We start from the raw sequence: 25,762 nt of genomic DNA, 5'->3' as shown, positions 1-25,762 counted from the left end.
TATGCGGGACGGGCGCCGGTTCGTGCGGCTCACGCCGCCGGTCTGACGGGGGTCAGGCCGCGGGCTGCTCGGCCTCCGCCGCCTCGTGGGCCGGCTCCAGAGCGATCCGGAGCACCTCGGCGACGTCGGCGACCGGGTGCACCCGCAGCTCGGCGCGCACCGACTCCGGGACGTCGTCCAGGTCGGGCTCGTTGCGCTTCGGGATGATCACGTCGGTCAGTCCGGCCCGGTGCGCGGCGAGCAGCTTCTGCTTCACCCCGCCGATGGGCAGGACCTTGCCCTGCAACGTCACCTCGCCGGTCATGCCCACGCTCGACCGGACCGGCCTGCCGGAGGCGAGCGAGGCCAGCGCCGTCGTCATCGTGACGCCGGCGGACGGGCCGTCCTTCGGGACCGCACCGGCCGGGACGTGCACGTGCAGCTTGCGCGACGCGAGGTCACCGGCCAGCCCGCGCGAGCGCAGGTAGGACAGGGCGATCGAGACCGACTCGGTCATGACCTCGCCCAGCTGCCCGGTGATCTGCAGGCCCGGCTCGCCCTCCATTGCGGTGGCCTCGATGAACAGCACGTCCCCACCGGCGCCGGTCACCGCCAGTCCGGTGGCGACGCCCGGCACCGAGGTCCGCTCGGCGGACTCCGGGGTGAACCGCGGCCGTCCGAGGTAGGTGACGAGCGCGTCGGCGTCGACGTGCACCGGGCGCGCCGTGTCCGACGCGTCCAGCTGCACCGCCACCTTGCGCAGCACCTTCGCCAGGCCCCGCTCCAGCTGCCGGACCCCGGCCTCCCGGGTGTACTCGGCGGCGATCATCGAGAGCGCGACGTCGGTGAACTCCACGTCGCCGTCGTCCAGACCGGCCTTCGCGATCTGACGCGGCAGCAGGTGGTCGCGGGCGATCGCGACCTTCTCCGGCTCGGTGTAGCCGTCGAGCGTCACGATCTCCATCCGGTCGGCCAGCGGGCCGGGGATCGCGGAGGCGTCGTTCGCCGTCGCCAGGAACAGGACGTTCGACAGGTCGAGGTCGACCTCCAGGTAGTGGTCGCGGAAGGTGTGGTTCTGCGCCGGGTCGAGCACCTCCAGCAGCGCCGCGGTCGGGTCACCGCGGAAGTCGCTGCCGACCTTGTCGATCTCGTCGAGCAGCACGACCGGGTTCATCGAGCCCGCCTCGCGGATCGCGCGGACGATGCGGCCGGGCAGCGCGCCGACGTAGGTGCGCCGGTGGCCACGGATCTCCGCCTCGTCACGCACGCCGCCGAGCGCCACGCGGACGAAGTTGCGTCCGAGCGCGCGGGCGACCGACTCCCCCAGCGACGTCTTGCCGACGCCGGGCGGGCCGACCAGCGAGAGCACCGCGCCCGAGCCGCGGCCGCCGATCGTGTCGAGCCCCTTGCGTCCGCGACGGGCGCGCACGGCGAGGAACTCGACGAGGCGCTCCTTCACGTCGTCGAGGCCGGCGTGGTCGGCGTCGAGGATGCGACGGGCCTCCGCCAGGTCCGACGAGTCGGTGGTCGTGGTGCTCCACGGGATGTCGAGGACCGTGTCGAGCCAGGTCCGGATCCAGCCGGACTCCGGGCTCTGGTCCGAGGCGCGCTCCAGCTTGCCGACCTCGGTCAGCGCGGCCTTGCGGACGTCGTCGGGCAGGTCGGCGGCCTCCACGCGGGCGCGGTAGTCGTCGGAGCCCTCCGGGTCGTCCTCACCGAGCTCCTTGCGGATGGCCGCGAGCTGCTGGCGCAGCAGGAACTCACGCTGCTGCTTCTCCATGCCCTCGCGGACGTCGTTCGAGATCTTCTCGCTGACCTCCTGCTCGGCGACGTGCTCCTTGGTCCATTCCAGGAGCTTCTCCAGCCGGGCGTCGAGGTCGGTCTCGGCGAGCAGCTCGGCCTTGTGTGCGACGTCGAGCCACGAGGCCCACCCGGCGAGGTCGGCGAGCGCACCCGGGTCGTCGGTCTGCTGGACCGAGTCGATCACCTGCCAGGCGCCCCGCTGCTGCAGGATGCCGACGACCAGGGCCTTGTACTCGCGGGCGAGCTCCTGGGTGCGGCCGGTGGGCGCACCGGCCTCGATCGGCTCGGCCTCGACCCAGAGCGCCGCGCCCGGACCGGAGACCCCCGACCCGATGCGGGCGCGCCGCTCACCGCGCACGACGGCGGCCCGGTCCCCGTTGGGGAGCCTGCCGATCTGCTCGAGCACGGCGACGACGCCGATGGCGCCGTAGCGGCCGTCGATGCGGGGGACGACGAGCACCCGTCTCCCGTCGTCACGGTCCTGGGCCGCGGCGGTGGCCGCGTCCACCGCGGCACGGGTGTCGGAGTCGTCGAGGCGGACGGGGACGACCATGCCGGGCAGGACCACGGCGTCGTCGAGGGGCAGGACCGGGAGCGTCAGCACGTCACTCATGCCCGGCACAACCACGCGGAGGGCCCTCCGCTTCCCGGAGTTGAGTCGTGTCCGCTCAGGGCGAACGCGGACCTCGGCGGGCCGGGACGGCCGTGAGCACCCCGAGGACCGGGTGGGTCACCAACGCGGTCCGCCGCCCTGGACCTCCATCACCGCGGGCTTGACGTCGACCAGGTAGACCAGCGTCGCGACGGTGGCGGCCAGCCAGAACATGGCCCCGCCGTACATCGGGCCGCCCGTGACGAGCAGGAGCAGCAGCGCGACGCCGGTGATGCCCAACCAGGCGTTCTTGGTGAGCTTGCCCGCCGCGGTGAAGGCGTCGGCGCGTTGCCTCAGCGCGTGCCCGAACGAGAACCCGCCGACCACCACCATGATCCACTTGATCACGAAGATGATCACTTCATCGGGGGCACCTGGCAGCGACAGCACGCGGCCAGAGTACGGACAACCCGGGCGCTGGTCACGTCCGGCGCCACATCCCGGGCGGCCCGATCCACGGCCCCGCACACGACGACGCCCCCGGCCGATCGAGGATCGGCCGGGGGCGCGGTGCGTGCTCACCGGGCGCGGGGCCCGGCGGGTGTCACTTCTTCGCGGCGGACGCGCTCGAGGTGCCACGGCGGGTGGTCGGCTTGCGGGCCGGGACCTTCGCGCCGGTGGCGGTCTTCGGGTCGGTCTTGGCGGCGGCGCGGCGCGCGGTCGAACGCGTGGTGGACGCGACCTCGTCGCCGGCCTCCTCGATCGCCTCGGCGGCCTCCTTCGAGACCTCGGTGACGGCCTCGGCGACCTCGCCCGCAGCGGTCTGGGCGCGGCGGGCGACCTTCTCACCGACCGAGCGGGTCTGCGTGGTGACGGCGCCGAGGGTCTTGACGGCGACCTCGTGGGTCTCGTCCACGAACTCGTCGACGCGGGTGTCGAACTTCTCGGTCAGGTCCTCGACCGTCGCGATGGCCTGCTTGACCTGCGGCTGCTTGCGGATGCGGCCCCAGGCCTTCTCACCGCGCTGGGCGAAGCCGACGTAGACACCCTCGACCTCGGAGCGGAACTCCTCGATCTGCTTGCGGATGTTGTCCGAGGACAGCTTGCCGCGCAGCTCCTTGAGCTCCTCGGGGAGCTCCTGGACGCGGGTCTGGACCTCCTCGGCGCGCTTGGTGGCGGTCTCGCGGGCGTCGGTGACGACCTTGGTCACGGTGCTGTAGGCGTAGTCGCCGGCACCGAGGACGGCGAGCAGCGGGGTGCGGACAACCTCGGCCTGCTCGGCGGTCTGCTCACGCAGCTTCTGGACGTCGGCGCTGGTGGGGAGGTTCACGGCCATGATGATCACTTCCTGGATTCGGTGGACGTGTCGTCGGGATCGGCGGTGAGACCGTTCTCCCTGCGGAACGACTCGTAGACGTCGAGCAGCACGCGTTTCTGCCGCTCGCTGAGGGTCGGATCGGTGAGCACCGCGTCGGTCACCTGACCGGCGGGCCGCTCCTCGAGGATGCCGGCGCGGACGTAGAGCGCCTCGGCCGAGATGCGCAGCCCCTTGGCGATCTGCTGCAGTATCTCGGCGGACGGCTTGCGCAGTCCGCGCTCGACCTGGCTCAGGTACGGGTTGCTGACGCCCGCGGTGCGGGCCAGCTGCCGCATCGAGACCTGGGCGGCCTCGCGCTGGGCGCGGATGTAGGACCCGATGTCCTCCACCGCGTGCCCCACGGTCTGACCGACGCTCTCGACGGCCTGCGCGACGCGCTCGGCGGGCTCGACGGACTCACGGTCTCCGGGCTTGCGCTCGGTGGCCATCCGTCTCACCTCCGCCTCGATCCGTTCTTCACTGACGGAATCGACCGTACGCGGCGCCGCTAGCTCCTGCAAGCAGGGTGCTAGCGCTGGTCACGTGGTGTGCGCCACGTCGATGACGGTGCGATGACGGCGCGATGTCCTGCGGGGACACCTGACCGATCACCCGATGACGAGCTCCCCCACGGCGTGGATGACCAGGCCGGCGAGCGCCCCGACGACGGTGCCGTTGATCCGGATCCACTGCAGGTCGCGGCCCACCTGTAGCTCGATCTTGCGCGAGGTCTCCTCCGCGTCCCAGCGGGCGACCGTGTCGGTGATGAGCGTGGTGATCTGGTGCCGGTAGTGCCGCACGACGTACGACGCGGCGTCGGCCAGCCAGCCGTCGAGCTTCGCGCGCAGCTCGGCGTCGCGACCCAGCCTCCGCCCGAAGGCCATGAGGCCGTCGCGCACGCGCAGGCGCAGCTCGTTCGACGGGTCGTCCGCGGCGTCGAGGACCATGGCCTTCACGACCGTCCAGGCGCGGCCGATGAAGTGCTGCACCTCGGGGTGCTCGACGACCTGGCGCTTGACCTGCTCGGCGCGCTCCATGGTCGTCTCGTCGTACTGCAGGTCGCGGGCGAACTCGGCGAGGTAGCGGTCCACGGCGTGCCGCAGCGGGTGCTCGGGGTCGGTCTTGACGGCCCAGGCGTAGCCGCGGACCTCGGCGAACAGCTTGTCCGCGACGAGGTCGTCGACGAAGCGCGGGGTCCAGGAGGGCGCGCGGTCGTGCACGACCCGCAGGACCATCTCCTGGTTGTCGGCGACCCAGTCGTAGGCGCGGTCGCAGACGAGGTCGACCAGCCTGCGGTGGGCGCCGTCGACCAGGACGCCCTCCAACGCCTTGCCCATCGGCGGCCCGACCGGGATCTCCATCAGCTTGCGCACCGCGACGGTCTCGATGACGTTCTGCACGTCCTCGTCGCGCAGCACGGTCACGACCGCCCGCGCGGCGGTGGCCAGCTCGGTGGTGACGCGGTCGGCGTTGCCCTGCTCGGCTATCCAGCGTCCGACCGACTCGCTGACCCCGATCCGGTCGAGCTTGTCGCGGACGACGGACTCGGACAGGAAGTTCTCGCCGACGAAGTCGCCGAGGGCGTCGCCGATCGTGTCCTTCTTGCGCGGGATGATCGCGGTGTGCGGGATCGGGATCCGCAGCGGGTGCCGGAACAGTGCCGTCACGGCGAACCAGTCGGCCAACGCACCGACCATGCCGGCCTCGGCGGCGGCCCGGACGTAGTCCGCCCCGGGGACGCCGCGGACGACCTCGAAGTACTTCGCGACGAAGAACACGACCGTCGCACCGAGGAGGAACCCGGTGGCGACGGCCTTCATGCGCCGCAGGTCGCGTCGCTTCTGCTCGTCACCGGGCCCGAAGCCACCGAGGGGGACGGCGGGAACGGTCCCGATGGTGCGGTCCCGCTGCGGGACGGGGGTCGGGCGCTCCGGCGCGCGGGAGGTCTGCACACACCCATAGTGCCCGGGGACACCGACATCGGGCGGCGGGGGCGCCCGGAGCGGGGCCCGGCCGGGTCCGGCGATGTCCCGCCGGACCCGGCCGTGGCCGGTGGAGCGGCTGCTCGGCGAGGGAGAAGTGCCCCCTCGGGCGCCGCCTCCGCTGCGCACCACCCGGCCGGTGTCGGCGTCCGCACTCCAGACGAGCGGGGACGGCGACGAGACGCCCGGGCGGGCGGTACGCGGTCGCGCGGGCCGGATCCTCGGTTCCGTCCGGGCCGCGCGGGTGGATCAGCGGCGCAGGGCGCCCGGCATGCCGGACCGCTCGGCACGCACCTCGTGCTCGTCGGGGAGGACCTGCTCGCCGGAACGACGGCGCACCGCGTCGCAGATCGCCTCGACGACGACCGCGGCCTCCGGCACCCGGTAGCCGACCCGCGCCGGAGCCACGCGCCACTGCACCCAGCCCTCGGGACGCTCGGTCGGCGGGGCGACGACACCGATGCCGTCGGTGTGCAGCACCACGTCGGAGTGCAGGCTCAGCTCGGCGGGCAGCGCGTGCCGCGGGCTCATCGGGAACCACCAGGTGTCCTCGGGCGTCGCGGCGACCGGCACGACCTCGCCGGCCTCACGCAGCGTCCGGCAGACCTGGCGACCGATGACCGCGGGAACCTCGACCACGTCGAGCACGTCGCCCGTCGCCAGCATGACCTCCGCGCCCGGCCCCGGCACGAGCGGCCAACCGTGGTCGGCGTACTCGCGAGCGGCCGCTCGCAGCTCCGCGCCGTAGACGGCTCGGTAGCTGTCCCACCAGGACATGGAGGTCACTTCCTTCCGCTTGTGCGACAACCCCTGCGGTGCCGCTCACCTGTGAAGTACAACACCAGGATGCGGGCTCCGGGCACGACTTCGCGAGGGGTACGCGACGAGGGTGCGCAGCGGCGAGACGAGCGGGGAACGCCGACCGCACAACGCCACGACCACCGGTGAACGGCAGGTGACCGGGCGCAGCGGACCGACGACCGGCGGCAACCTCCACGCCGTCCGGCGCGGTGCCGGTCGTCGCACCGCTCGACATGCCTCTTGCATCGATTATCTTTACGATAGAGATATTCGCGAGATCGAGAGGACCGACATGGCGTCGACGACGGCGAGGGCCGGCCGCACGGCCGGCCCGGCCACCGGGATGGACACGGCACGGACCTGGGCGGTGCTCGCCGCGGCAGTACTGCAGGCGGTGGCGGGCTCGCTCGGCGGCAGCGGGACGTTCGGGGAGTCGCAGCGGGTGCTCAGCGACCGCTACCCCTCACTCATCACCCCCGCGACGGTGGCGTTCTCCGTGTGGGGCCTCATCTACCTGGCCCTGCTCGTGTACGCGGTGTACCAGTCACTGCCCGGGCAGCGGTCACGCCCGGTGCACCGGGCGACCGGCTGGCTGTTCGTGGCGACGGCGGTGTTCAACGCGGGCTGGATCGTCGTGTTCTCCCAGGAGTTCCTGGGGACCGCACAGCTGCTGATCGCGGCACTGCTCGTGACCCTGGCGGTGGTGCTGCGCCGGCTCGCTGCATTCCCGGCCGAGGGGACGGCGGACCGAGCACTGCTGCACGGGCCGCTCGCGTTCTACGCGGGCTGGGTGTCGCTGGCGACCGTGGCCGGGTTCTCGGTGACGCTGACCTATTGGGGCGCGCCGCTCGGCCCGGTGGCGGCCGCGGCGCTGCTCCTGGTCGGGGCGCTGGGCGCGGGCGTCGCGACCCGGCGGACGACGGCGGCACTGCCGTACGCGGCGACGGCGGCCTGGGCGCTGGTCTGGGTCGCCGTGGAGTCCGCCGCGACCGGGACGGTGCCGGTGACCGTGGTCGCGGTGCTCGGCGTGACCGCCGTGGTCGTCGCGGCGGTGCTGCGAGCGCGGGAGGGGCTGCGACCGGCCTTCGGCTGACCCCGGGAACGACGACGGCGCCGGTCCCCGAGGGGAGCCGGCGCCGTCGCGTTGCGCGGGTCGTGCCCGCGCAGAAGTCAGATCACGCGGACCGAGTCGGCCTGCGGGCCCTTCTTGCCCTGGCTGGCCTGGAAGTCAACGCGCTGGTTCTCCTCCAGCGTGCGGAATCCGTTCGACTCGATGGCGGAGTAGTGGACGAAGACGTCCGGTCCCTCGTCGTCGGTGGCGATGAAGCCGAAGCCCTTCTCGGCGTTGAACCACTTGACGGTGCCCTGCGGCATAGCGTGTGTCCTTCTCAGATGGAGCGGTTCCGGCCCTCACAGCAAGAGCCGGAGGTCGCGTGGACACCGCCGCGGCACCTCAGCACCGATCGACGACGCCCACCGTCACAACTTCAACGGACGCTCGACGGCGATCGGAGAAGAACGACTGCAACCGCCGCGGACGCTACCACGGCTCCGTGACACGTCGACCGTCCTCACTCGACCCCCCGCACGGCCGGTTCCGCGGCACCGACCACCCGCCGCGCGGCACCCCGAGCGACCACGCCGCGTGAGATTCGGGCCGCCGATCGACGACGGGCGGTCATCACCACCCCGAACGAGTGAGCACGACACACGTTCCACGCCGTCGAGTGAGCACCGGGCGTCCCCACTCCCCGTTTCGGGTGGCGACGGCGGTTCCGACCCGCTCGGCGGCCGCCCGTGAACCCGGACGGGGTCGCCCGTTCCGGGTCTGGCGCTGTCCGGTACGGCCACAGCGTGACCGATGGGACCCCTGTGACGCGTGTGGCCACGATCGAGTCACTGGTGGACGACGCCCCGTGACCGCAAGCTCAGCGCTGTCCGTCACCCCGTGCAGCAGCACAGCGAACTGGAGAGACCGTGCGATCCCGAGTCACCACTTCCGTCGCCCTGACCCTCATGATCGGCACCCTGGGTGTGTACGGCGCCGGCGTGGCCGGCGCGGCCGAGCCCGTTCATGCCTCCATCCCGGTCGTGCCGGCCGCGACCGTCGCCGACGCACCCGCAACGCCGTCCGACGGCCCGCTGGACCGGCTGTTCGACACGCTCTTCGGCGACGGCGCGGCGACCGCGCCGGCGACGCCCGCCGACGCCGCCGTCCCCGTCCAGGACGTGCCGGCCCCCGCGGCACCGGGTGCCCCCGCGGCACCGGGAGTCCCGGCCGCTCCGGGCGTGCCGGTCGCCCCGCAGGCCCCCGCCGTCCCGAGCGCTCCGACAGCGCCGCAGGTCCCCGCCGTCCCGGGTACTCCGGCCGCACCGCAGGCCCCCGCGGTCCCGGGCGCTCCGGCCGCACCGGCGGCGCCGCAGGTCCCCGCCGTCCCGGCCGCGCCGACCGTGCCCGCGGTCGTCGCGCCGGCGGTTCCCGGCGCCGCCGCCCTGCCCGCGGCTCCGGCAGCTCCGGTGGCTCCGGCAGCTCCGGTCGCGCCCACGGCTCCGGTCGCCCCGGCGGCCCCCGCGGTCCCGGCCACCTCCGCAACCCCGGCCGTGGCCGTCACCACGGACGCCACGGGCCAGCAGATCCCGGAGCCGCCGGCCGTCCCGGGCGCTCCGGCCGTCCCGCAGGCTCCCGCCGCCCCCGGGGCCCCGGCTCTCCCCCAGGCGCCGGTGACCCCGGCCGTCCCGGGTGCCCCCGCCGCCCCGGCAGCGCCCACCGTCCCGGGTGCGCCCGCGACCCCGGCGGTGCCCGGTGCGCCGACCGCTCCGCAGGCCCCGGCCGTTCCGGGCGCCCCCGCGACCCCGGCTGCTCCCACCGTGCCGGCGGCCCCGGGTGCACCGGCCGTCGCCACCGCCCCGGCCGACGCGACCACCCCGGGCGGCACCGTCGCTCCGCAGGCTCCGGCCGACGCCACGGCCCAGGACACCGCCCCCACTCGCCCGAGCCTCTGGGAGCGGCTCTTCGGCACCACCCGCTGACCTGGCACCGCACGCATCGCCACGCGACGGCGTCCCCGCACCGGGGCGCCGTCGCGGCGCGTTCAGGGCAGCTCGGTCGCCCAGCCCCGCTGCAACGACCGCAGCACCTCGTCGAGCAGGTCGGCGAGCTCGGCGGTGTCGTCGGCCAGCCAGCGCTCGTACGCGGCGATGCACACGCCCAGACAGGCGTGCCCGACGCTCTGCGGGACGAGCCCCGAGGAGGCCTCGCCGCGGCGCTCGGCGACGTGGTCGGCCACGACCTCCCGCCACGAGGCGTAGCGCAGCGTCGAGTGCGCCTGCAGCGCCGGGGTCTGCAGGATCAGCCGCAGCCGACGCCGGTGCCAGGGCTGCTCGGCCGGCTCGACGTGGTTGAACTCCAGCACCGCGCGACGGACCCCCTCCAGCGTCGGCAGGTCCGGCGGCTGGGCCGCGAGCACCGCGCGCATCCCCACCAGCTGCTCGTCGAAGGCACCCCAGGCGATGTCGTTCTTGGAGGCGAAGTACCGGAAGAACGTGCGACGCCCGATGCCCGCCGCGTGCGCGACGTCGTCGACGGTCGTGTTCTCGAACCCTTGGTCGCTGAACATCTCCAGGGCGATGTGCTCGATCTCCGAGCGGGAGGTGACCGGACGCCGGCCGGCGCGGCGTGTGCCGCTCCCGCCGGTAGTCCCGGTCCCGTCGTTCTCGGTCACCGCTGACATCGTCGCCCCGCCGTGCTCCCCGACTCCTCCGTCGTGCGTGCGACCGGCGGACCGGGAGGGTCGAGCGGAGCGCCGTCGGCCCCGATCATCCCACGTCGCGGTCGGCCCGTCGGCGCGCGTCGTCCCTGTTCGGCGGCCGTTCGTCGCGCGAGCCCTCCACTTTGTCGGTGTGTCGCGGCACACTCGCGACCAGACGGACCGGGACCCACCCGGACGGCTACGTCGAGGGGGAACCATGAGCGCACCCGCACGGGCTGCCGACGCCACCGTGGACGAGCGGCCACCCGAGGAACGCCTCGAGGACCACCGACGCGAGCTGACCGGCTACTGCTACCGGATGCTCGGCTCGGCGTTCGAGGCCGAGGACGCGGTGCAGGACACGATGGTCCGGGCCTGGAAGGGCGTCGCGAAGTTCGACGGCCGGTCCTCCCTGCGGTCCTGGCTGTACCGCATCGCCACCAACGTCTGCATCGACGCGCTGAACGGACGCAAGCGTCGCGCCGTCCCGATGGACATCGGCGGCCCCGGCGCACCGGTCGCCGAGTCCCTGCGCGAGCCGCTGCCCGACGCCGAGTGGCTCGAACCGATGCCCGACGCCCGGGTGTCGACGCCGGCCGGGGACCCGGCGGACAAGGCCGTCGCGAAGGAGACGATCCGGCTCGCGTTCATCGCGGCGCTGCAGCACCTGCCGGCCCGCCAGCGTGCCGTGCTGATCCTGCGCGAGGTCCTGTGCTGGAAGGCCGCCGAGGTCGCCGAGCTGCTGGACACCACGGTCGCCTCGGTCAACAGCGCCCTGCAGCGCGCCCGTGCCACCCTGTCCGAGCAGGGCATCTCCGAGACCGCGCCGCAGACCTCCCCGGCGATGGACCCGGCGCAGACCGAGCTGCTGATGCGCTACATGGCCGCCTTCGAGGCGTTCGACATGGAGGCGCTGACCGCGCTGCTGCACGAGGACGTCGAGCAGAACATGCCGCCGCTGGAGCTGTGGTTCCGCGGCCGGGACGACGTCATCGCCTGGATGGCGACCGGCCCCGGGCAGGGCTGTCGCGGGTCGCGGGTGGCTCCGGTGGAGATCAACGGGACGGTCGGCTTCGCTCAGTGGAAGCCGTCCGGACCGAACGGCGAGTTCGAGGCCTGGGGCATCACGGCCCTGCGGATCGAGGACGGGGTCGTCACCGGGCTGAGCATCTTCCTCAACACCGAGCTGTTCGGCTACTTCGGGCTGCCGCTGCAGCTGGCCGACCGGCCGGAGCTGTGGGAGCCGAAGGTGGCCTGACCCGGACCCGGCCGGGCCGGGCGGCGTCCGACCGCCCCGGCCCGGTGCTCGGGCCCGGCGCTCAGGCCGCCGGCGTCACCGCGGCGATCCGCTCCCCCGCGGCGCGGGCGTCGACGCGGGCGCGCTCGCGCTTCTCCGCGGCCAGCGGGCGCAGCTCGCTCATCGCGGGCACCACGTCGGCGAGGGTCAGCTCCGTCTCCACGACGGTCACGTCGGCGCCCCAGACGTCGCGCAGGATCCGGGTGATCCAGCCGGAGCCGTGGTCCCATCCCTCGCGCGGAGTGCCCGGCCCGTAGCCGCCACCCCGGGAGACGACGAGCACGACCGGTCGGCCGGCGAGCGGGGTGGTACCCGGCGCGAACCGTGGGTCGGTGATCAGGGCGTCGACCCAGGTCTTGAGGTGCGCGGCGATGCCGAAGTTGTAGAGCGGAGAACCGATGACGACGGCGTCGGCGGCCAGCACGTCGTCCGCCAGCTCCGCGATGCGCGCGAGGGCCCCGCGCTGCTCCGGGGTGCGGTCGGCCTCGGCCACGTACCCGGCCGCGACCGCGGTCGTCCACAGGTCGGCCGGCAGCGGCGCGGTACCCAGGTCGAGACGGACGACCTCGGCGCCCGGCTGCGCATCGAGGTAGGTGCGCTCGACCTCGTCGGCGATCTCGCGGCTGACGGAGCCCTCGGTGCGGATGCTCGCGTCGAGTCGGAACAGGGACACGGTGACCTCCCGGTCAGTCTGAGAAGAAGATGTTCTGTCTGACAGAGTATCTTCACAGGAGAAGACCTTGGCAAGCACGTATCCTGTGACGATGTCCGGTCCGTCCGCCCCGCAGAGCGTCGAGTGCGACCTGGCGTGGGCACTGACCCGGGTGGCACGCGACCACGCCACCGCGGTGCAGTGCGTCGTCGCCGCCCTGCCCGGCGGACAGCGCGGCTTCCAGGTGCTCGCCGCCGCGGCCGCGGACGACCCGCCCACCCAGCTCGCGCTGGCCCGCAAGCTCGGGGTGGACCGCACCGTCATGACCTATCTGCTGGACAAGATCCAGGAGGCGGGCCTGATCGAGCGCCGCCCCGACCCGACCGACCGCCGTGCCCGCCGGATCGTGCTCACCGAGGCCGGCCGGGCGCTGCTCTGCGACACCGAGAAGCGGATGCGCAGCGCCGAGGCCCACATCCTGGCGCCGCTCACCGCGGACGAGCAGACCGCGCTCCGGACGCTGCTGCGCCGAGTGGCGACCGCGGGCACCGACCCGACCTCCGCCGACGGCGAACCCCGTCCGCCATCGGCGTAACCGCAGGTCCAGAGGCCGGTTCCGGATCTAGCGTCGGGCGGACACCCGAGGAGCGGAGATCCGATGCCCGTCCTGTCCACCCCGTCCGACCCCGCCGACCGCCTGCTCGGCGAGCGGATCGTGCTGCTCGCCCGCGAGCTCGACGACGAGGTCGCCGCCGAGACCTGCGCACGCCTGCTGCTGCTCGCCGCGGAGGACCCGCGACGCGACGTCACCCTGCACGTCCTGGCCCCCGGCGGCTCCCCGGTCGCGGCGATGGCCGTGCACGACACGATCCGCACGCTCGGTGTCGACGTCGCGACCGTCGCCGCGGGGTCGCTCGCGGGCCCGGTGCCGTTCCTCGTCGCGTCCGGGACACCGGGCAAGCGGCTCGCCCGCGCGCACGCCGCGTTCCTCCCGACAGCCGACGGCCCGGTCCGCGGCTCCCACCCCGGCGACGTGCGGGTCCGGGCCGACCACCTCGCCGGGCGTCGTCGCGAGATCGAGTCGCTGACCGCGACCTACTGCGGCGCCCCGCTGCCCGACGACGCCCGGGACCGCTGGCTGTCGGCGTCGGAGGCGGCGACCCTCGGCCTCGTCGACGGGCTGTCGGAGCCCCGGGTTCGAAACGGATAGCTAGAGTCTCGCAGGTGCGAGTCTCGGATCTGTCCCGGTCGTCCGGCGTCCCCGTCGCGACGATCAAGTACTACCTGCGCGAGGGCCTGCTCCCCCGCGGCGAGACGACGTCACCGAACCAGGCCCGCTACGACGACACCCACCTGCGCCGGCTCCGCCTGATCCGGGCGCTCGTCGAGGTCGGCGGGCTGCCGATCGCCACCGTCCGCGAGGTGCTGTCGGCCGTCGACGACCCCGCGGTCAGCCTGCACGCCATGCTCGGCCGGACGGTCTATGCGATCACCGGCGACGTCGGGGCGTCCGGCTCGCTCGACGAGGCGGAGGCGGACCTGGAGCAGGCGATGACCCACGTGGGCTGGCAGGTCGAGCAGGGAGCACCCGCCCTGGCCGGGGCCCGGTCGGTGCTGGCCCGGATGCGCGAGCTGGGCCTGGCTCCCGGCGAGACCACGCTGCGGGCGTGGGCCGAGGCCGCCGATCGCGCCGCGGAGGGCGACATGGCCGCGATCGGGCGGACCACCGGCCGGGAGCATGCCGCGGAGACCGCGCTGATCGGCACCGTCCTCGGCGACGCCCTGCTCGCGGCCCTGCGCCGCATCGCCCAGGAGAGCCGCTCCGCGCAGCTCTACCGCAACGGTTCCTGAGCGTCGGGCAGCCGCACGGTCACCAGCACCGCGCGGTGGTCGCTGCCCGGGGTGTCGAGGACGACGTGGCGGCGGGTCACCGACCCGCGGGGCACCAGGACGTGGTCGATGCGGATGCCGGCCCAGCGCGGCAGCGACGAGGGGAAGGTCGCGACGAGCCCCCGCCCGGTGCCGTCGGTGGCGTCGACGCAGCCACCGGCGGCGTCGCGCAGCCGCCGGTGGTCGACGACGGCGTTGAGGTCCCCGGCGACGACCGGTGTCGGCCGGGCGCTGGTCCACTCCCCGATCAGCGCGAGCTCACCGGCCCACAGCTCGGTCCACCGCGGGTTCGTCGGGGCGGAGGTGTGCACCGCGTACAGCGTCCGGGCGCCGAGCAGCCCGCCGGTGACCTCCAGGTGCGGCAGCCGCATGCCCTCCCCGGGCCGGACGTCCACGTCCCCGGCCCTCGGCGCGGCCAGCACCACGGTGCCGCGCTGGTCCGGGACGCCGCTCGGGACCGACGACCACCCGCGGTAGCCGGCGAGCAGGGGCAGGAGCCGGTCGAGGTAGGCGACGCCCGCCTCGGGCAGCACGACGACGTCCGGCCGCTCCCGGGTCACCGTCGCGGCGAGCGCACCGGGGTCCGCACGCCCCAGCAGCACGTTGGCGACGAGCACCGTCAGCTCGGGCCCGTCCGGCAGCGGACCGGCGGGCCGGGGCAGCACCCGTCGCAGCGCGGGGGCGGCGGCCGCTGCGCCGGCCAGGCCCACCGCCGTCGAGGTGCGGCGCAGCCCGGCGAGTCGCAGGAGGCCGGCGACCCCCAGCCCCGCGACGCCGAGGTGCGGGCGCAGCGCGGTCAGCCCGACCAGGGCGGAGTGCCGGTCGGTCCGCCACCGCCGTGGCAGCACGGTGACGGCGGTACGCAGGGCTCGGTCGACGATCACGGACACGGGTGGACAACGGATGCCGGGCGCGCTCGGTTCCAGCTGGTCCGCGGGGACGGTCCCGACCTCCGGCGGCCGTCGGATCCGGGCGCGGTCGTCGTCGCCGCCGCCGGTGCTCACGCCAGGCAGGTGAGCGGGCGGCCGCCGTTGTACTCGACCATCTCGGCGAGGGCGGTCATGACGTCGATCGGGGCGCCACGCTCGGCGCCGTCGAGCTCGGCGTAGGCGCGGTGCAGATTCCCGACGATGCGCTCGGCGTCCGGCCAGTCGGTGAACCGGCCGAGGTCGGTGTCGCGGGCGGCCTCCAGCGGGCGGATGCCGGCGTCGCGGGCGCGCTCGGCCAGGTCGACGACGAAGCGCAGGTAGTCGAGCATGTCCCGGACCGGCCCGTCGCCCTGGAACACCGGGCCGTGGCCGGGCACCGTCGTCGCGGCTCCGAGTGGCAGCACCACCTGCTCCAGGACGTCGATCGCCCCGGTCACCGACCCCATCAGCAGGAACGGCGTGCCGCCGTGGAAGACGAGGTCGCCGCAGTAGAGGACCGACCGGTCGGGCACGTGGACGAGGACGTCGTTGGTCGTGTGCGCGGGCGTCCCGGTGTGGACGATGTCGACCCGCAAATCCCCCAGGTGCAGCGCGACGCGGTCGGTGAAGGTGAGGAACGGCGGGTCCAGCGGCAGCGAGCCCCAGTCGCCGTGGTCCCAGAACGGCAGGTCCCGGGGCGGCCCGAACGCGATCATCTCCACGCGCGCCCGCTCGTGCGCGACGACCGTCGCACCGGAGAACAGGGCGTTGCCCCAGGTGTGATCCCCGTGGTGGTGGGTGTTGACCAGCGTGCGCACGGGCCGGTCGGTGACCTCGCCGATCGCGGCGGCGAACGCCCGGGTCCGGCGTTCGGTGGAGCAGGAGTCGACGACGACGGCGCCCTGCGGCCCGACCAGCAGCCCCGTGTTGTTGATCCACCAGGTGCCGTCGGGCTGGACGTAGGCGTAGAGCCCCTCGGAGACCTCCTCCAGCCGGGGCGGACCGGGAACCGTGATGTCGTGGGGGTGGGCGCTCATGCTCCGATCATGGCCCCCTCGACCCGGTTCAGCCCGCGATGTGCACGTCCAGCCCCGTCTCCCCCGGCCGGATGTGCGGGGCGAGCTCCCAGCCGCCGGTGTACTCCCCGGTGAACTGCGGCCGGTAGCGGATCGGGGCGTCGTCGAAGAGACCGTCGAGCCGCCGGAACAGGTCGGCCCGGACCGCGGTGAGGTCCTCGACGTGGTCGGCGCTCGGGAGCGCCCAGGGCGGGAGGACGTCCATCCCGGTGTAGGCGAAGGTGCCGTGCAGCAGGCCGAACAGCAGCTGATGCAGCTCGCCGGACATGCCGCGCGGCCCGATCGCGGCCGGACGATCGCCGAGGGTGGTCAGGACGAGCGCACGCCTGCCGATGAGGCGCCCCTGCTCGAACCGCAGGCGCCGGCCGGTGGCGGCGTCGGTCCCGAACGCGAACCCGTGGACCAGGACGCGGTCGAACCAGCCCTTGAGGATCGCGGGCATCCCGTACCACCACAGCGGGAACTGGACGACGAGCGCGTCGGCCCGGCACAGCTTCTCCTGCTCACGGGCCACCTCGGGCGCCTGCCGGCCCTCGAGGTACGCGGCCCGGGTGTCGGCTCCGACGCGGAACGTGCCGCTGTCGACGCCCCCGTCGCACGGCCGCAGGACCGGGTCCCAGTGCATCGCGTAGAGGTCGGACTCGACCACGTCGTGGCCGCGGGAACGCAGCCGGTCGACGCCGGCTCGTCGCAGCTCACCGTTCAGCGAGGAGGTTTCGGGGTGGGCGCTCAACCACAGGACGGACGGCATACTGCGATGGTCGACGCGCAGGGTCGACCTGGCCAGTACGGACATTTCTGTCGCTTGGGGGTTGTCGTGCGCCTGCCCGTGATCCGCGCGCTGGAGGTGTGCCCGGTCGAGGTCGCCGTGTCGGTCCTCGGGGGCACGTGGAAGCTGACGCTGGTCAAGCACCTGCTGGACGGGCCCCGCCGGTTCAACGAACTCGGCCGGCTCGTCCCCTCGGCGAACACGAAGACGCTGACCCGGCAGCTGCGGGAGCTGGAGAGCGACGGCGTCGTGCATCGGACCGTGTTCGCGGAGGTGCCGCCGCGGGTGGAGTACCGGCTGACCCGGCTGGGGCGGACCCTGGAGCCGGTGGTCGAGGTGATGGACCGGTGGGGGGCGGGGTTCGCCGAGGCCTACATCCGGGATGCGGCGGAGAAGGACCACGGACACCGCACCCAGGTCACCGGCCGGACCGGCCGTGCTGTCGGGTCAGGACCGTGGGGAAGCCTCTGATGCCGCCCTCGACGGGTGCGGTGGCCGCTAACCTGGACACCGACGGAAGGTCGTGCCTGTGTGCAACGGTGAACCCGACTCAGGCGTTGGCGGCGATGCGCTGCCGACTGCCGGGCCGGTCGAGGCGCCGGCCTCGGGGACGGTCTCGGCCGAGCGGCTCGTCTCGATGCCGGTGATGCGCGATGCGATGCTGGCGGTCGTCGCTGCCGTGAGCGCGATGCTGGCCGCACACGCGTTCCTCGACGAACGTGGCGCTGTCATCACGGCCGCCGTCGTGTACCTCGTGCTCATGGCTGTCGCCACGTGGCAGGCCGTGCGGGCCCGGCGGGCCCACCCCACCGGGTTCGATGAGCTCACCTTCCGCGAGCAGAACCGGATCGCCAAGGCCCACACCGATCCGCAACAGGTCGCCGATCTCCCGCCGCGGCTTCGCTCGGTGGCCGTCGCAGGGGCACGCCAGCACCTGCACTCGGTCCGGGTAGCCGGGCCATGGGCCGCGGCACTGATCCTTGTCTACGGCGCATTCAGTGCCTGGCGAGTGATCGACAACCCGTCCGGGGCCTCGGTCACCAACCTGATCATGCTGCTGGTCATGCTCGCCCCCGCGATTTCCTCCAGTACCAGGTACGAAGGTCGCGCGCGATCCTCGTGCGCATCGCTGACTCCCCGGGCCGGATCGGTGATTCACGAGCACCGTAGACCGTAAACGCCGTCCAACCTGCTGATCAGCTGGTTGATCCTGCCCAGCGTGGCGAGCCTGGGGCGGGTCGAACCGCCGACCTTCTACTTCTCAGGCACCGCGAGGCCCGGGCTGCACTTCGTCCGCCACCGGGTCGGCCAGGACCAGACCCGCTGCGACCGGGTGCGTTGCCGTCAGGGTCGTCATTCGAGACGCTCTGGGCCGCCAGATGCGACACTGGACAACCAAGGAGGTGGACGCCATGAGCATGCCTGCCGCGGGCGAGCAGCACGAGTTCGTGGTCGCACCGGAGCTGGCGGAGGTTGCCGAGCGCTTGGGCCTGCCCCTGCACACGGGAGACCGAGTCCGTTTCGAGGTGATCGAAGGCGGAGCCGCGCCGCCCACACCCCGCCGTCGCCTCGGCTGGCTGGGCAGCGTCGCCACTGGCGAGGGCGATCTCAGCGAGCGGGCCAAGGACGATATCCGCGACGGCATGGGACGCGAGTCCTGAGCGGGATCGTCGTCGACGCAGGCCCACTGATCGCCGGCTTCGATCGCAGCGACACGTGGCACGACCGTTGCTCGGAACTGCTGACGACTCTGCCGGGTCCGCTACTCGTCCCGAGCACCATCGTGGCCGAGGTCTGCTACATGATCGCCCGCCACAAGTTCGGCGCGGAGGGGGAAGCAGCGTTCCTCCGCTCCTTCAGCGATGGCAGCCTCGTCCTCGCCGAACTCGTCGTCTCCGACTTCGCTCGGATGGCCGATCTGGTGGTGCGTTACGCGGACTTTCCGCTCGGAGGTTCCGACGCCAGCGTGATCGCCATCGCCGAGAGGCTCTCGCTCACCACGTTCCTGACGACGGACCGGCGCCACTTCGCCGCCGTGCGTCCGTCCCACGTCGAGGCGTTCACTCTGCTGCCCTGACGTCCGCTGCCTCACGGTTGCCGTCAACCGGGGAGATCGGGACGGCGCTGAGCGGAGAATTTGCTGTTCAGAAGGTGTGGCCAGGGGCGGGGTCGAACCGCCGACCTTCCGCTTTTCAGGCGGACGCTCGTACCAACTGAGCTACCTGGCCCCGGCCTCCGGGAAACCGGAGATCCAGAGAGTGGAGCGACCCAGACGGGACTCGAACCCGCGACCTTCGCCGTGACAGGGCGACGCGCTAACCAACTGCGCCACTGGGCCTTGCTCTTGCGAGAAGCATCGTATCCGACACCTCTCCCGGTACCCCCAACGGGATTCGAACCCGCGCTGCCGCCTTGAAAGGGCGGAGTCCTAGGCCGCTAGACGATGGGGGCTGGGACCAGACCCGTGGGCCTCGACCTTCCCTCAACGGCTGTCCGTTGGGAGTGAGTAAACCTTACGACACCGGCCCGGGGGACCCTGCAACCACCCCCCGGTTCCGGCATCGCCGCAGGTCAGCGAGCCACGGGTGGCGGCTGTTCCGGGTTGCCGGAGATCAGCCCCAGCATGTCGAGCAGCTCGCGCAGGTCCTCGGAGTCGTCGGAGTTCCGTGCGACGACGAGCCGGGCGCGCTGCACCTGCTCGTCGGACACCTTGAAGGCGTCGGCCGCGTTCCGCGGCGCCGGAATGGAACTGGTGTCGTCGTCGATGCCGCGCTTCGCGCCGATGGTCACGAGGCCTCCCCGTAGGCCGTCAGGACCTGCTCCGGGCACGTCCGGTGGGGCGCGCCGCGAGCCGGTGTCCGTCGGTACCGCCACGTGCTGTGGCTGTGACCAAGACGTTACCCATCGTGTGTGGACCCTGCACGCCCCTTCCCGGGTGACGGCCGGTCACGCGGAGCTGCGGAGGGCGGGTGCGTCTCAGCGATCCGGGGAGGTCCGGCAGGGGCTGCCGGACAGCTCCCCGACCGGCACGGATGCCGCCAGCGCCCGGTACCCGGCGGGCGACGGGTGGAGCCCGTCGCCGGAGTCCAGGTCGGGACGGAGCCGGAGCGGGTCACCCGGGTCGCCCAGTGCGGCGGCCGCGTCGATCACCCCGTCGGCCCAGCGACGGCCGTCCGAACGGAGCCAGTCGTTGACCTCGTCCCGGGCCGCGACGGCCGACGGTGCGGCGCGACCACCGCTGGCCGACGGCGGGATGGTGGTGAGGAACACGCGCAGACCGTCGGCCCGGGCCCGCTGGGCGAACTCCTGCATCCCGGCGACGAGGTCGCCGCCGGCCGCGCCCGCGGCGAGGTCGTTGGTCCCGACGAGCAGCACCACGTCGCGTACACCGGGGACGGCGGCCACGTCGTCGTCCCAGCGGGTCGACGGCGCGTCGCCGCCGGCCGGCGGGTCGTCCTGCAGCAGCTGGTTGCGCGACAGCCCCGCGTTCAGCACGGTCATCGGCCGGTCGCCGCCCGCCGCGGACAGCCGGGCGGCGAGCTGGTCGGGGAAGCGGTCGTCGCCACCGGGGGTGGAACCCACGCCGTCGACGAGGGAGTCCCCGATCACGAGGACCGCGCCGTCCGGACGGGGCGCCAGCACCTCCAGCCCGGTCAGCACCGGCCAGGACTGCAGGGTCGTGTCGAAGCCCGCCGCGTCCGGGGCCGCGGTGCGGTCCCCCGGCCCGGACAGCCAGGCGGTGCGCATCGCGACCGGGTGCGAGCCGATCGTGCGCGGCACCTCGGCGAGGAACAGGCTCACCGTCAGCGGCACGCCCGCCGCGGCGGCCACCGGAGCGGGGTCGGTCAGCACCTCGGCGCCCGCCGGGATGTCGGCCACGGGCGCGCCGCCGACGGTCAGCGGGACCGGCCGGGTCACCGCGGCACCCGGACCGGTGGTGCCGACGGTCATCGCCGCGATCCGCAGTGGCCCGTCGCCGTGCCGGTTGGACAGCCGCAGCCGCAGCTGCTCCCCCGCGGCGCCGGGCCGCACCACCATCCGCAGCGTCCGACCGGCGAGGCTGTCGCCGGGGACGGCCTGCTGCGCGGCGTGCCAGGCGGCGGTCCAGCCGGGCGTGCACGTCGTCGCCGCGACGGCGGCCGGGACGACCGACGGGGCCGGGCCGCAGCCCACGGCGACGAGTCCGGCGAGCAGCGTTCCGAGCACCGCCGTGCCGGCGGGCCCGCGACGCGCACGCCACCGGACCGCACCGTCGTCGGGCCGCACCGGCACCGCCTCTCCTCCACGCGCCCCGCCCGCGGATCGGACGGGTGCCCCACGCGCTGTGTCGAGCCGTCACCCGATCACGTTACGGATCCGTCCGGTCACACTGCGACGATCGGCGCCCCGTGGTCGGCGAGCGGCCTCCCCCTCGGGATCGGTCCTGCCGGGCGAGGGCTGCGCACTGTCGGTGCCCCGTCCTAGGGTCGTCGGCGACACGAGGGGCGGCCACCGTGGGCCGCCGGGATCGCCAGGGGAAGAGGACGACGGTGACCGCCTACGAGGAGATCTTCCGTTCCAGCGTGGACGACCGTGAGGGCTTCTGGCTCCGCGCGGCCGACGGGATCGACTGGGACGTCGCCCCGACCCGCGCGCTCGACGCGTCGAACCCGCCGTTCTACCGCTGGTTCCCCGACGGGGAGCTGAACGTCGCGTACAACGCACTCGACCGGCACGTCGACGCCGGGAACGGCGACCGCACCGCACTGGTGTACGACTCACCGGTCACCGGGTCGCGGCGCACCTACACCTACGCGGAGCTGCGCGACGAGGTCGCGCTGTTCGCGGGCGTGCTGCGCGACCAGGGCGTCGGCCACGGCGACCGGGTCGTCGTCTACATGCCGATGGTCCCCGAGGCCGCGATCGCGATGCTCGCCTGCGCCCGCCTCGGCGCCGTCCACTCGGTGGTCTTCGGCGGGTTCGCCGCCAAGGAGCTCGCGGTCCGGATCGACGACGCCGGACCCAAGGTCGTCGTCTCGGCGTCCTGCGGCATCGAGGGCAAGCGGGTCATCGAGTACAAGCCGCTGCTCGACCGGGCGATCGAGCTGTCCGAGCGCAAGCCCGCGTCCACGGTGATCCTGCAGCGCGAGCAGGCCACCGCGCGGCTGGGCCCGACCGACGTCGACTGGGCCGAGGCCGTCGCCCGCGCCACGCCGGCCGACCCGGTCCCGGTGAAGGCCACCGACCCGCTCTACGTGCTCTACACCTCCGGCACCACCGGCAAGCCGAAGGGCGTGGTGCGCGACTCCGGCGGCTACGCCGTCGCCCTGGCCTGGTCGATGCCCAACATCTACGACGTCGGCCCCGGCGAGACGATCTTCACCGCGTCCGACGTCGGCTGGGTCGTCGGCCACTCCTACATCGTCTACGCGCCGCTGCTGGCCGGGGCGACGACCGTGCTCTACGAGGGCAAGCCGGTCGGCACGCCGGACGCCGGCCAGTTCTGGCGGGTCGTCCAGGAGAACGGGGTGAAGTCGGTCTTCACCGCGCCCACGGCGTTCCGGGCGATCAAGAAGGAGGACCCGAAGGGCGAGTTCCTCGCGCAGTACGACGTCTCGTCGCTGACGTACCTCTTCCTCGCCGGCGAGCGCCTCGACCCCGAGACGCACCGCTGGGCCTCGGACCTGCTCGGCATCCCCGTCATCGACCACTGGTGGCAGACCGAGACCGGCTGGCCGATCGCGGCCAACCCGGCGGGCATCGAGCTGCTGGAGATCAAGCCCGGCTCGCCGACCCGGGCCATGCCCGGCTGGGACGTCCAGGTCCTCGACGAGCGGGGCAACCCGGTCGAGCCCGGTGTCGACGGCGCGATCGTGGCGAAGCTGCCGCTGCCGCCCGGCGCCTTCCCGACCCTCTGGAACGACGACGAGCGCTACGTCAGCTCCTACATGTCGGCGTTCGAGGGCTACTACCTCACCGGCGACGGCGGCCACCTCGACGCGGACGGCTACGTCTTCGTCATGGGCCGCACCGATGACGTCATCAACGTCGCGGGCCACCGCCTGTCCACCGGCGGGATGGAGGAGGTCCTGGCCTCGCACCCGGACGTCGCGGAGTGCGCGGTGATCGGCGTCGCGGACACCATGAAGGGGCAGATCCCGCGCGGGTTCGTGGTGCTGAAGTCCGGCGTCGACAGCGACGCGGAGGGCTACGAGGACGGGCTGCGCGCCGAGCTCGTGCAGATGGTGCGCGACCAGATCGGCGCGGTCGCCTCGCTCAAGGACGTCGCGATCGTCCCCGCCCTGCCCAAGACCCGTTCCGGCAAGATCCTCCGCAAGACGATGCGCGGGATCGCCGACGGTGTCGAGGAGCCGGTGCCCTCCACCATCGACGACGCGTCGGTGCTGGACACGCTGCGTCCGGTGCTGCGCAGGGAGTGAGCGCTCTCCATCGGGTGGTCCGGAGGCGTTCCGCTTGACCCGGATCACCCGATGGCGGTAACGGCGGGCGGCCGCGTCCCGATGGTTGGTCGACGGCCGCTGCCGCTCCCCGGCATCCTTCCGCGCGGTCGTCGACGTGGAGGTGTGCGTGGACTCGGCGCGACTGCGACTCGCGGCACTGGCCGCCCCGGTGGCGCTCGGCGTCGTGCTCGGTGTGGCCGCGATGCTCGAACCCGACGACGTGCGCATGCCGTCGGTCGGCAACATCCCGGTGACCACCCGGGCGACGACCGCCCTCCTCACCGGGATACCGCACACCACCCCGCCGCCGACGCCCGTGCAGGCCCGCGCGAACCTCGCTCCGCAGCCGTTGCCGACCGCCGCCCGGACCGGCGACAGCCGCTGACCTGCAGCCTTCCCGGCCGAGGAAGGGAAGCATAACCGCAGGTCAGGGGGCCCTCAGTCCTGCGGCGTCGACCCGACGGGGGCACCATGGGTGCCATGAAGGTCATCGTGGATTTCGACCGCTGCGAGAGCAACGCGGTCTGCATGGGTGTCGCGCCGGAGGTCTTCGAGGTGCGTGACGACGACTACCTCTACATCCTCGACGAGAACCCGGCCGAGGCGCTGCGGCCGAAGGTCGAGGAGGCGGCACGGAGCTGCCCGAAGGCCGCCATCACGATCGAGGACTGAGCCCCGGCGGTCGAGGGGCGAAGCAGCGGCACGAGCCCCGGCGGTCGAGGGGCAAAGCAACAGCGCGCCCCCGGCGGTCGGCGGTCGGAGCAGCAGGTTGCCGGGTACTCCCCGCGGCGAGCAGGATCGCGGCGACGAGTGCACCGCCTGCGAAGGAGCCGACCGTGACACAGGGCGCGACGACCGACGTCTGGACCACCCCGCTCACCCCGCTGGCCTTCCTGGGCCGCTCGGCCGAGGTGTTCGCGGAGTCCACGGCGATCGTCTACGGCGACCGCAGGTACACCTACGCCGAGTTCGCGGCGGAGGCGACCCGGGTGGCGAACGCACTGGCCGCGTCGGGCGTCGAACCCGGTGACCGGGTCGCCTACCTGCTGCCGAACGTCCCGGAGATGCTCGTCGCGCACTTCGCGGTGCCGCTCGCGGGCGCGGTCCTGGTCGCGATCAACACGCGCCTGTCGACCGAGGAGGTCCGCTACATCCTGGACCACTCGGCGGCCACGGTGCTGGTCGTCGACGCCGTCCTGTACGAGACGGTCCGCCCGGTCGCCGACGAGCTGGCGACGGTCCGCGAGATCGTCACCGTCGTCGACCCGGCGGCGCCCGGCGACGGCGTCGGCTCCGGTCTGGGCTACGCCGACCTGCTCGCCCGCGGTTCGGACGCCCCGCGGCCGTGGGCCGTCGACGACGAGCGCGCCACCATCACGATCAACTACACCTCGGGGACGACCGGCAACCCGAAGGGCGTCGAGTACCACCACCGCGGTGCGTACCTGAACTCCTTCGGCGAAATCGTCCACTCCGGGCACAGCGCGGACAGCGTCTACCTGTGGACGCTGCCGATGTTCCACTGCAACGGGTGGTGCACCCCGTGGGCGGTGACGGCGGTCGGTGGCACCCACGTCTGCCTGCGCGAGGTTCGCGGCGACACCATCTGGCGGCTGATCGGCGAGCACGGGGTCACCCACCTCAACGGCGCCCCGACCGTCGTCACGACGATCATGAACGCGCCCGAGGCCGTCACCCTGGACTACCAGCTGGTGATCACCACGGCCGGGGCGCCGCCGTCGCCGACGACGATCCTGCAGATGGAGCGGATGGGGTTCCGGATCGTGCACGTGTACGGGCTCACCGAGACCTATGGGCCGTACGCGGTGAACCAGTACCAGCACGCCTGGGACGACCTCGACGGCGAGGAGCGGGCCCGGCTGCAGGCCCGCCAGGGCGTCGGCATGGTGTGCGCGGACCGGGTGCGGGTGGTCGACGAGCAGATGGCCGACGTCCCCCGCGACGGCGCCACGATGGGCTAGATCGTGATGCGCGGCAACAACGTCATGAAGGGCTACCACCGCGACGAGGAGAAGACCGCGGAGGCGTTCCGGGGCGGCTGGTTCCACTCCGGGGACCTGGGGGTCGTGCACCCCGACGGGTACGTCGAGCTGCGCGACCGGGCCAAGGACGTCGTGATCTCCGGTGGGGAGAACATCTCCACCGTCGAGGTCGAGCAGGCGATCGTGTCGCACGACGCGGTGCTGGAGGCCGCCGTCGTCGGGGTGCCGGACGAGAAGTGGGGCGAGGTCTGCAAGGGCTTCGCCGTGCTCAGGGCAGGCCGTTCGGCCGAGCCGCAGGAGCTCATCGACCACGTCAAGACGAAGATCGCCCGCTACAAGGCGCCGAAGTACGTCGAGATCGTCGACGAGCTGCCCAAGACCTCCACCGGCAAGGTCCAGAAGTTCGAGCTGCGCGAGAAGGAGTGGGCAGGTCGCGGGAGCTCCCGCATCCAGGGATGACGCAT

Annotated in this window: 27 protein-coding genes, 3 tRNA genes and 1 pseudogene; 14 read left to right on the top strand and 17 right to left on the bottom strand. The window is 73.3% G+C overall.

Features of this window, described 5'->3' with window-relative positions; translation table 11 throughout:
- Window positions 1-52: 52 nt before the first annotated feature.
- From lon to Ae717Ps2_RS01035, 6 genes are all read right to left on the bottom strand, one after another.
- Window positions 53-2,395, bottom strand: a complete 2,343-nt coding sequence (gene lon, locus Ae717Ps2_RS01060) for an endopeptidase La (protein ID WP_020625753.1) — start codon at window positions 2,393-2,395, stop codon at window positions 53-55.
- 117 nt (window positions 2,396-2,512) lie between these two features.
- Window positions 2,513-2,824, bottom strand: coding sequence for a DUF2516 family protein (locus Ae717Ps2_RS01055; protein ID WP_369804803.1), 312 nt, complete (start codon window positions 2,822-2,824; stop codon window positions 2,513-2,515).
- A gap of 154 nt (window positions 2,825-2,978) precedes the next feature.
- On the bottom strand, window positions 2,979-3,704 hold the full coding sequence (locus Ae717Ps2_RS01050) for a hypothetical protein (protein WP_139320153.1): 726 nt from the start codon (window positions 3,702-3,704) through the stop codon (window positions 2,979-2,981).
- An 11-nt stretch (window positions 3,705-3,715) separates the two neighbouring features.
- The gene (locus tag Ae717Ps2_RS01045) at window positions 3,716-4,180 is read right to left on the bottom strand and encodes a helix-turn-helix domain-containing protein (RefSeq protein WP_060713481.1); all 465 of its coding nucleotides are present in this window, start codon (window positions 4,178-4,180) and stop codon (window positions 3,716-3,718) included.
- A gap of 159 nt (window positions 4,181-4,339) precedes the next feature.
- On the bottom strand, window positions 4,340-5,683 hold the full coding sequence (locus Ae717Ps2_RS01040) for a DUF445 domain-containing protein (protein ID WP_083695520.1): 1,344 nt from the start codon (window positions 5,681-5,683) through the stop codon (window positions 4,340-4,342).
- Between the two features lie 279 nt (window positions 5,684-5,962).
- Window positions 5,963-6,490, bottom strand: a complete 528-nt coding sequence (locus Ae717Ps2_RS01035) for a bifunctional DNA primase/polymerase (protein ID WP_060713482.1) — start codon at window positions 6,488-6,490, stop codon at window positions 5,963-5,965.
- A 316-nt stretch (window positions 6,491-6,806) separates the two neighbouring features.
- Here Ae717Ps2_RS01035 and Ae717Ps2_RS01030 point away from each other — a divergent pair, with 316 nt between their 5' ends.
- Window positions 6,807-7,607: a TspO/MBR family protein gene (locus Ae717Ps2_RS01030; RefSeq protein WP_083695518.1), complete on the top strand. Its 801-nt coding sequence runs from the start codon at window positions 6,807-6,809 to the stop codon at window positions 7,605-7,607.
- A 77-nt stretch (window positions 7,608-7,684) separates the two neighbouring features.
- On the opposite strand, the gene Ae717Ps2_RS01025 is transcribed toward Ae717Ps2_RS01030, so the two are convergent.
- The gene (locus Ae717Ps2_RS01025) at window positions 7,685-7,888 is read right to left on the bottom strand and encodes a cold-shock protein (RefSeq protein WP_020627638.1); all 204 of its coding nucleotides are present in this window, start codon (window positions 7,886-7,888) and stop codon (window positions 7,685-7,687) included.
- Between the two features lie 642 nt (window positions 7,889-8,530).
- On the opposite strand from Ae717Ps2_RS01025, the gene Ae717Ps2_RS38750 reads away from it, so the two are divergent.
- Entirely contained in the window at window positions 8,531-9,544 is a 1,014-nt protein-coding gene (locus tag Ae717Ps2_RS38750; protein ID WP_083695516.1) for a hypothetical protein, read from the top strand.
- 62 nt (window positions 9,545-9,606) lie between these two features.
- On the opposite strand, the gene mftR is transcribed toward Ae717Ps2_RS38750, so the two are convergent.
- Window positions 9,607-10,245 carry a mycofactocin system transcriptional regulator gene (mftR, locus tag Ae717Ps2_RS01015; protein ID WP_075308668.1) on the bottom strand — a complete coding sequence of 213 codons (639 nt, stop codon included), beginning with the start codon at window positions 10,243-10,245 and terminating at the stop codon, window positions 9,607-9,609.
- A gap of 235 nt (window positions 10,246-10,480) precedes the next feature.
- On the opposite strand from mftR, the gene Ae717Ps2_RS01010 reads away from it, so the two are divergent.
- A complete protein-coding gene (locus Ae717Ps2_RS01010) occupies window positions 10,481-11,521 on the top strand; it encodes a sigma-70 family RNA polymerase sigma factor (protein WP_020626624.1) in 1,041 nt (346 codons plus the stop codon).
- 61 nt (window positions 11,522-11,582) lie between these two features.
- On the opposite strand, the gene Ae717Ps2_RS01005 is transcribed toward Ae717Ps2_RS01010, so the two are convergent.
- Entirely contained in the window at window positions 11,583-12,233 is a 651-nt protein-coding gene (locus Ae717Ps2_RS01005; protein ID WP_075332902.1) for an FMN-dependent NADH-azoreductase, read from the bottom strand.
- 91 nt (window positions 12,234-12,324) lie between these two features.
- Here Ae717Ps2_RS01005 and Ae717Ps2_RS01000 point away from each other — a divergent pair, with 91 nt between their 5' ends.
- The 3 genes from Ae717Ps2_RS01000 (at window position 12,325) to Ae717Ps2_RS00990 (ending at window position 14,063) form a co-directional block, all read left to right on the top strand.
- A complete protein-coding gene (locus Ae717Ps2_RS01000; RefSeq protein ID WP_075312454.1) occupies window positions 12,325-12,807 on the top strand; it encodes a MarR family winged helix-turn-helix transcriptional regulator in 483 nt (160 codons plus the stop codon).
- Between the two features lie 63 nt (window positions 12,808-12,870).
- Window positions 12,871-13,422: an ATP-dependent Clp protease proteolytic subunit gene (locus tag Ae717Ps2_RS00995; RefSeq protein WP_075308671.1), complete on the top strand. Its 552-nt coding sequence runs from the start codon at window positions 12,871-12,873 to the stop codon at window positions 13,420-13,422.
- 14 nt (window positions 13,423-13,436) lie between these two features.
- A complete protein-coding gene (locus Ae717Ps2_RS00990; RefSeq protein ID WP_075308673.1) occupies window positions 13,437-14,063 on the top strand; it encodes a MerR family transcriptional regulator in 627 nt (208 codons plus the stop codon).
- On the opposite strand, the gene Ae717Ps2_RS00985 is transcribed toward Ae717Ps2_RS00990, so the two are convergent.
- Genes Ae717Ps2_RS00985 through Ae717Ps2_RS00975 form a run of 3 tightly spaced genes read right to left on the bottom strand, consistent with a single transcriptional unit; the run spans window position 14,045 to window position 16,837 of the window.
- The gene (locus Ae717Ps2_RS00985; protein ID WP_075332901.1) at window positions 14,045-15,106 is read right to left on the bottom strand and encodes an endonuclease/exonuclease/phosphatase family protein; all 1,062 of its coding nucleotides are present in this window, start codon (window positions 15,104-15,106) and stop codon (window positions 14,045-14,047) included. The genes Ae717Ps2_RS00990 and Ae717Ps2_RS00985 overlap by 19 nt on opposite strands.
- Complete coding sequence (locus Ae717Ps2_RS00980; protein ID WP_075308676.1) at window positions 15,103-16,047, bottom strand: MBL fold metallo-hydrolase; 945 nt, start codon at window positions 16,045-16,047, stop codon at window positions 15,103-15,105. The genes Ae717Ps2_RS00985 and Ae717Ps2_RS00980 overlap by 4 nt, the downstream gene beginning before the upstream one ends.
- A 28-nt stretch (window positions 16,048-16,075) precedes the next feature.
- On the bottom strand, window positions 16,076-16,837 hold the full coding sequence (locus Ae717Ps2_RS00975) for an NAD(P)H-dependent oxidoreductase (protein ID WP_075308678.1): 762 nt from the start codon (window positions 16,835-16,837) through the stop codon (window positions 16,076-16,078).
- 66 nt (window positions 16,838-16,903) lie between these two features.
- Between Ae717Ps2_RS00975 and Ae717Ps2_RS38745 the strand changes: the two genes are divergently transcribed.
- From Ae717Ps2_RS38745 to Ae717Ps2_RS38735, 4 genes are all read left to right on the top strand, one after another.
- Window positions 16,904-17,326 (top strand): helix-turn-helix domain-containing protein, encoded by a 423-nt coding sequence (locus Ae717Ps2_RS38745; protein ID WP_249265248.1) that lies wholly within the window; start codon window positions 16,904-16,906, stop codon window positions 17,324-17,326.
- A gap of 58 nt (window positions 17,327-17,384) precedes the next feature.
- Window positions 17,385-18,032, top strand: coding sequence for a hypothetical protein (locus Ae717Ps2_RS00965; RefSeq protein ID WP_075329731.1), 648 nt, complete (start codon window positions 17,385-17,387; stop codon window positions 18,030-18,032).
- A gap of 235 nt (window positions 18,033-18,267) precedes the next feature.
- Window positions 18,268-18,516 carry a hypothetical protein gene (locus tag Ae717Ps2_RS38740; protein ID WP_170916996.1) on the top strand — a complete coding sequence of 83 codons (249 nt, stop codon included), beginning with the start codon at window positions 18,268-18,270 and terminating at the stop codon, window positions 18,514-18,516.
- A complete protein-coding gene (locus tag Ae717Ps2_RS38735) occupies window positions 18,429-18,932 on the top strand; it encodes a type II toxin-antitoxin system VapC family toxin (RefSeq protein WP_233147716.1) in 504 nt (167 codons plus the stop codon). Before Ae717Ps2_RS38740 ends, Ae717Ps2_RS38735 begins: the two co-directional genes overlap by 88 nt.
- A 77-nt stretch (window positions 18,933-19,009) precedes the next feature.
- Here Ae717Ps2_RS38735 and Ae717Ps2_RS00955 read toward each other — a convergent pair.
- The 5 genes from Ae717Ps2_RS00955 to Ae717Ps2_RS00935 all read right to left on the bottom strand — a co-directional run bounded on the left by Ae717Ps2_RS00955 (window position 19,010) and on the right by Ae717Ps2_RS00935 (window position 21,127).
- Window positions 19,010-19,083: transfer RNA gene (locus tag Ae717Ps2_RS00955), tRNA-Phe, on the bottom strand.
- A 36-nt stretch (window positions 19,084-19,119) separates the two neighbouring features.
- Window positions 19,120-19,193 (bottom strand) — tRNA-Asp (locus Ae717Ps2_RS00950).
- 40 nt (window positions 19,194-19,233) lie between these two features.
- Window positions 19,234-19,306, bottom strand: a tRNA-Glu gene (locus Ae717Ps2_RS00945).
- Window positions 19,307-19,426: 120 nt separating this feature from the next.
- Window positions 19,427-19,645, bottom strand: a complete 219-nt coding sequence (locus Ae717Ps2_RS00940; RefSeq protein WP_020622469.1) for a hypothetical protein — start codon at window positions 19,643-19,645, stop codon at window positions 19,427-19,429.
- A gap of 186 nt (window positions 19,646-19,831) precedes the next feature.
- Window positions 19,832-21,127, bottom strand: coding sequence for a GDSL-type esterase/lipase family protein (locus tag Ae717Ps2_RS00935; RefSeq protein ID WP_075332900.1), 1,296 nt, complete (start codon window positions 21,125-21,127; stop codon window positions 19,832-19,834).
- 257 nt (window positions 21,128-21,384) lie between these two features.
- On the opposite strand from Ae717Ps2_RS00935, the gene Ae717Ps2_RS00930 reads away from it, so the two are divergent.
- The 4 genes and pseudogenes from Ae717Ps2_RS00930 to Ae717Ps2_RS00915 all read left to right on the top strand — a co-directional run bounded on the left by Ae717Ps2_RS00930 (window position 21,385) and on the right by Ae717Ps2_RS00915 (window position 25,757).
- A complete protein-coding gene (locus Ae717Ps2_RS00930) occupies window positions 21,385-23,274 on the top strand; it encodes a propionyl-CoA synthetase (protein ID WP_020622467.1) in 1,890 nt (629 codons plus the stop codon).
- A 148-nt stretch (window positions 23,275-23,422) separates the two neighbouring features.
- Window positions 23,423-23,680: a hypothetical protein gene (locus Ae717Ps2_RS00925; RefSeq protein WP_139318847.1), complete on the top strand. Its 258-nt coding sequence runs from the start codon at window positions 23,423-23,425 to the stop codon at window positions 23,678-23,680.
- Window positions 23,681-23,775: 95 nt separating this feature from the next.
- Window positions 23,776-23,967, top strand: coding sequence for a ferredoxin (locus tag Ae717Ps2_RS00920; protein WP_043276655.1), 192 nt, complete (start codon window positions 23,776-23,778; stop codon window positions 23,965-23,967).
- A 164-nt stretch (window positions 23,968-24,131) separates the two neighbouring features.
- A pseudogene (locus tag Ae717Ps2_RS00915) lies at window positions 24,132-25,757 on the top strand (acyl--CoA ligase family protein).
- Window positions 25,758-25,762 lie beyond the last annotated feature (5 nt).

The sequence above is a fragment of the Pseudonocardia sp. Ae717_Ps2 genome (assembly GCF_001932475.1).
GTDB lineage: Bacteria > Actinomycetota > Actinomycetes > Mycobacteriales > Pseudonocardiaceae > Pseudonocardia.
This window is presented reverse-complemented; position numbering and strand designations above follow the sequence as displayed.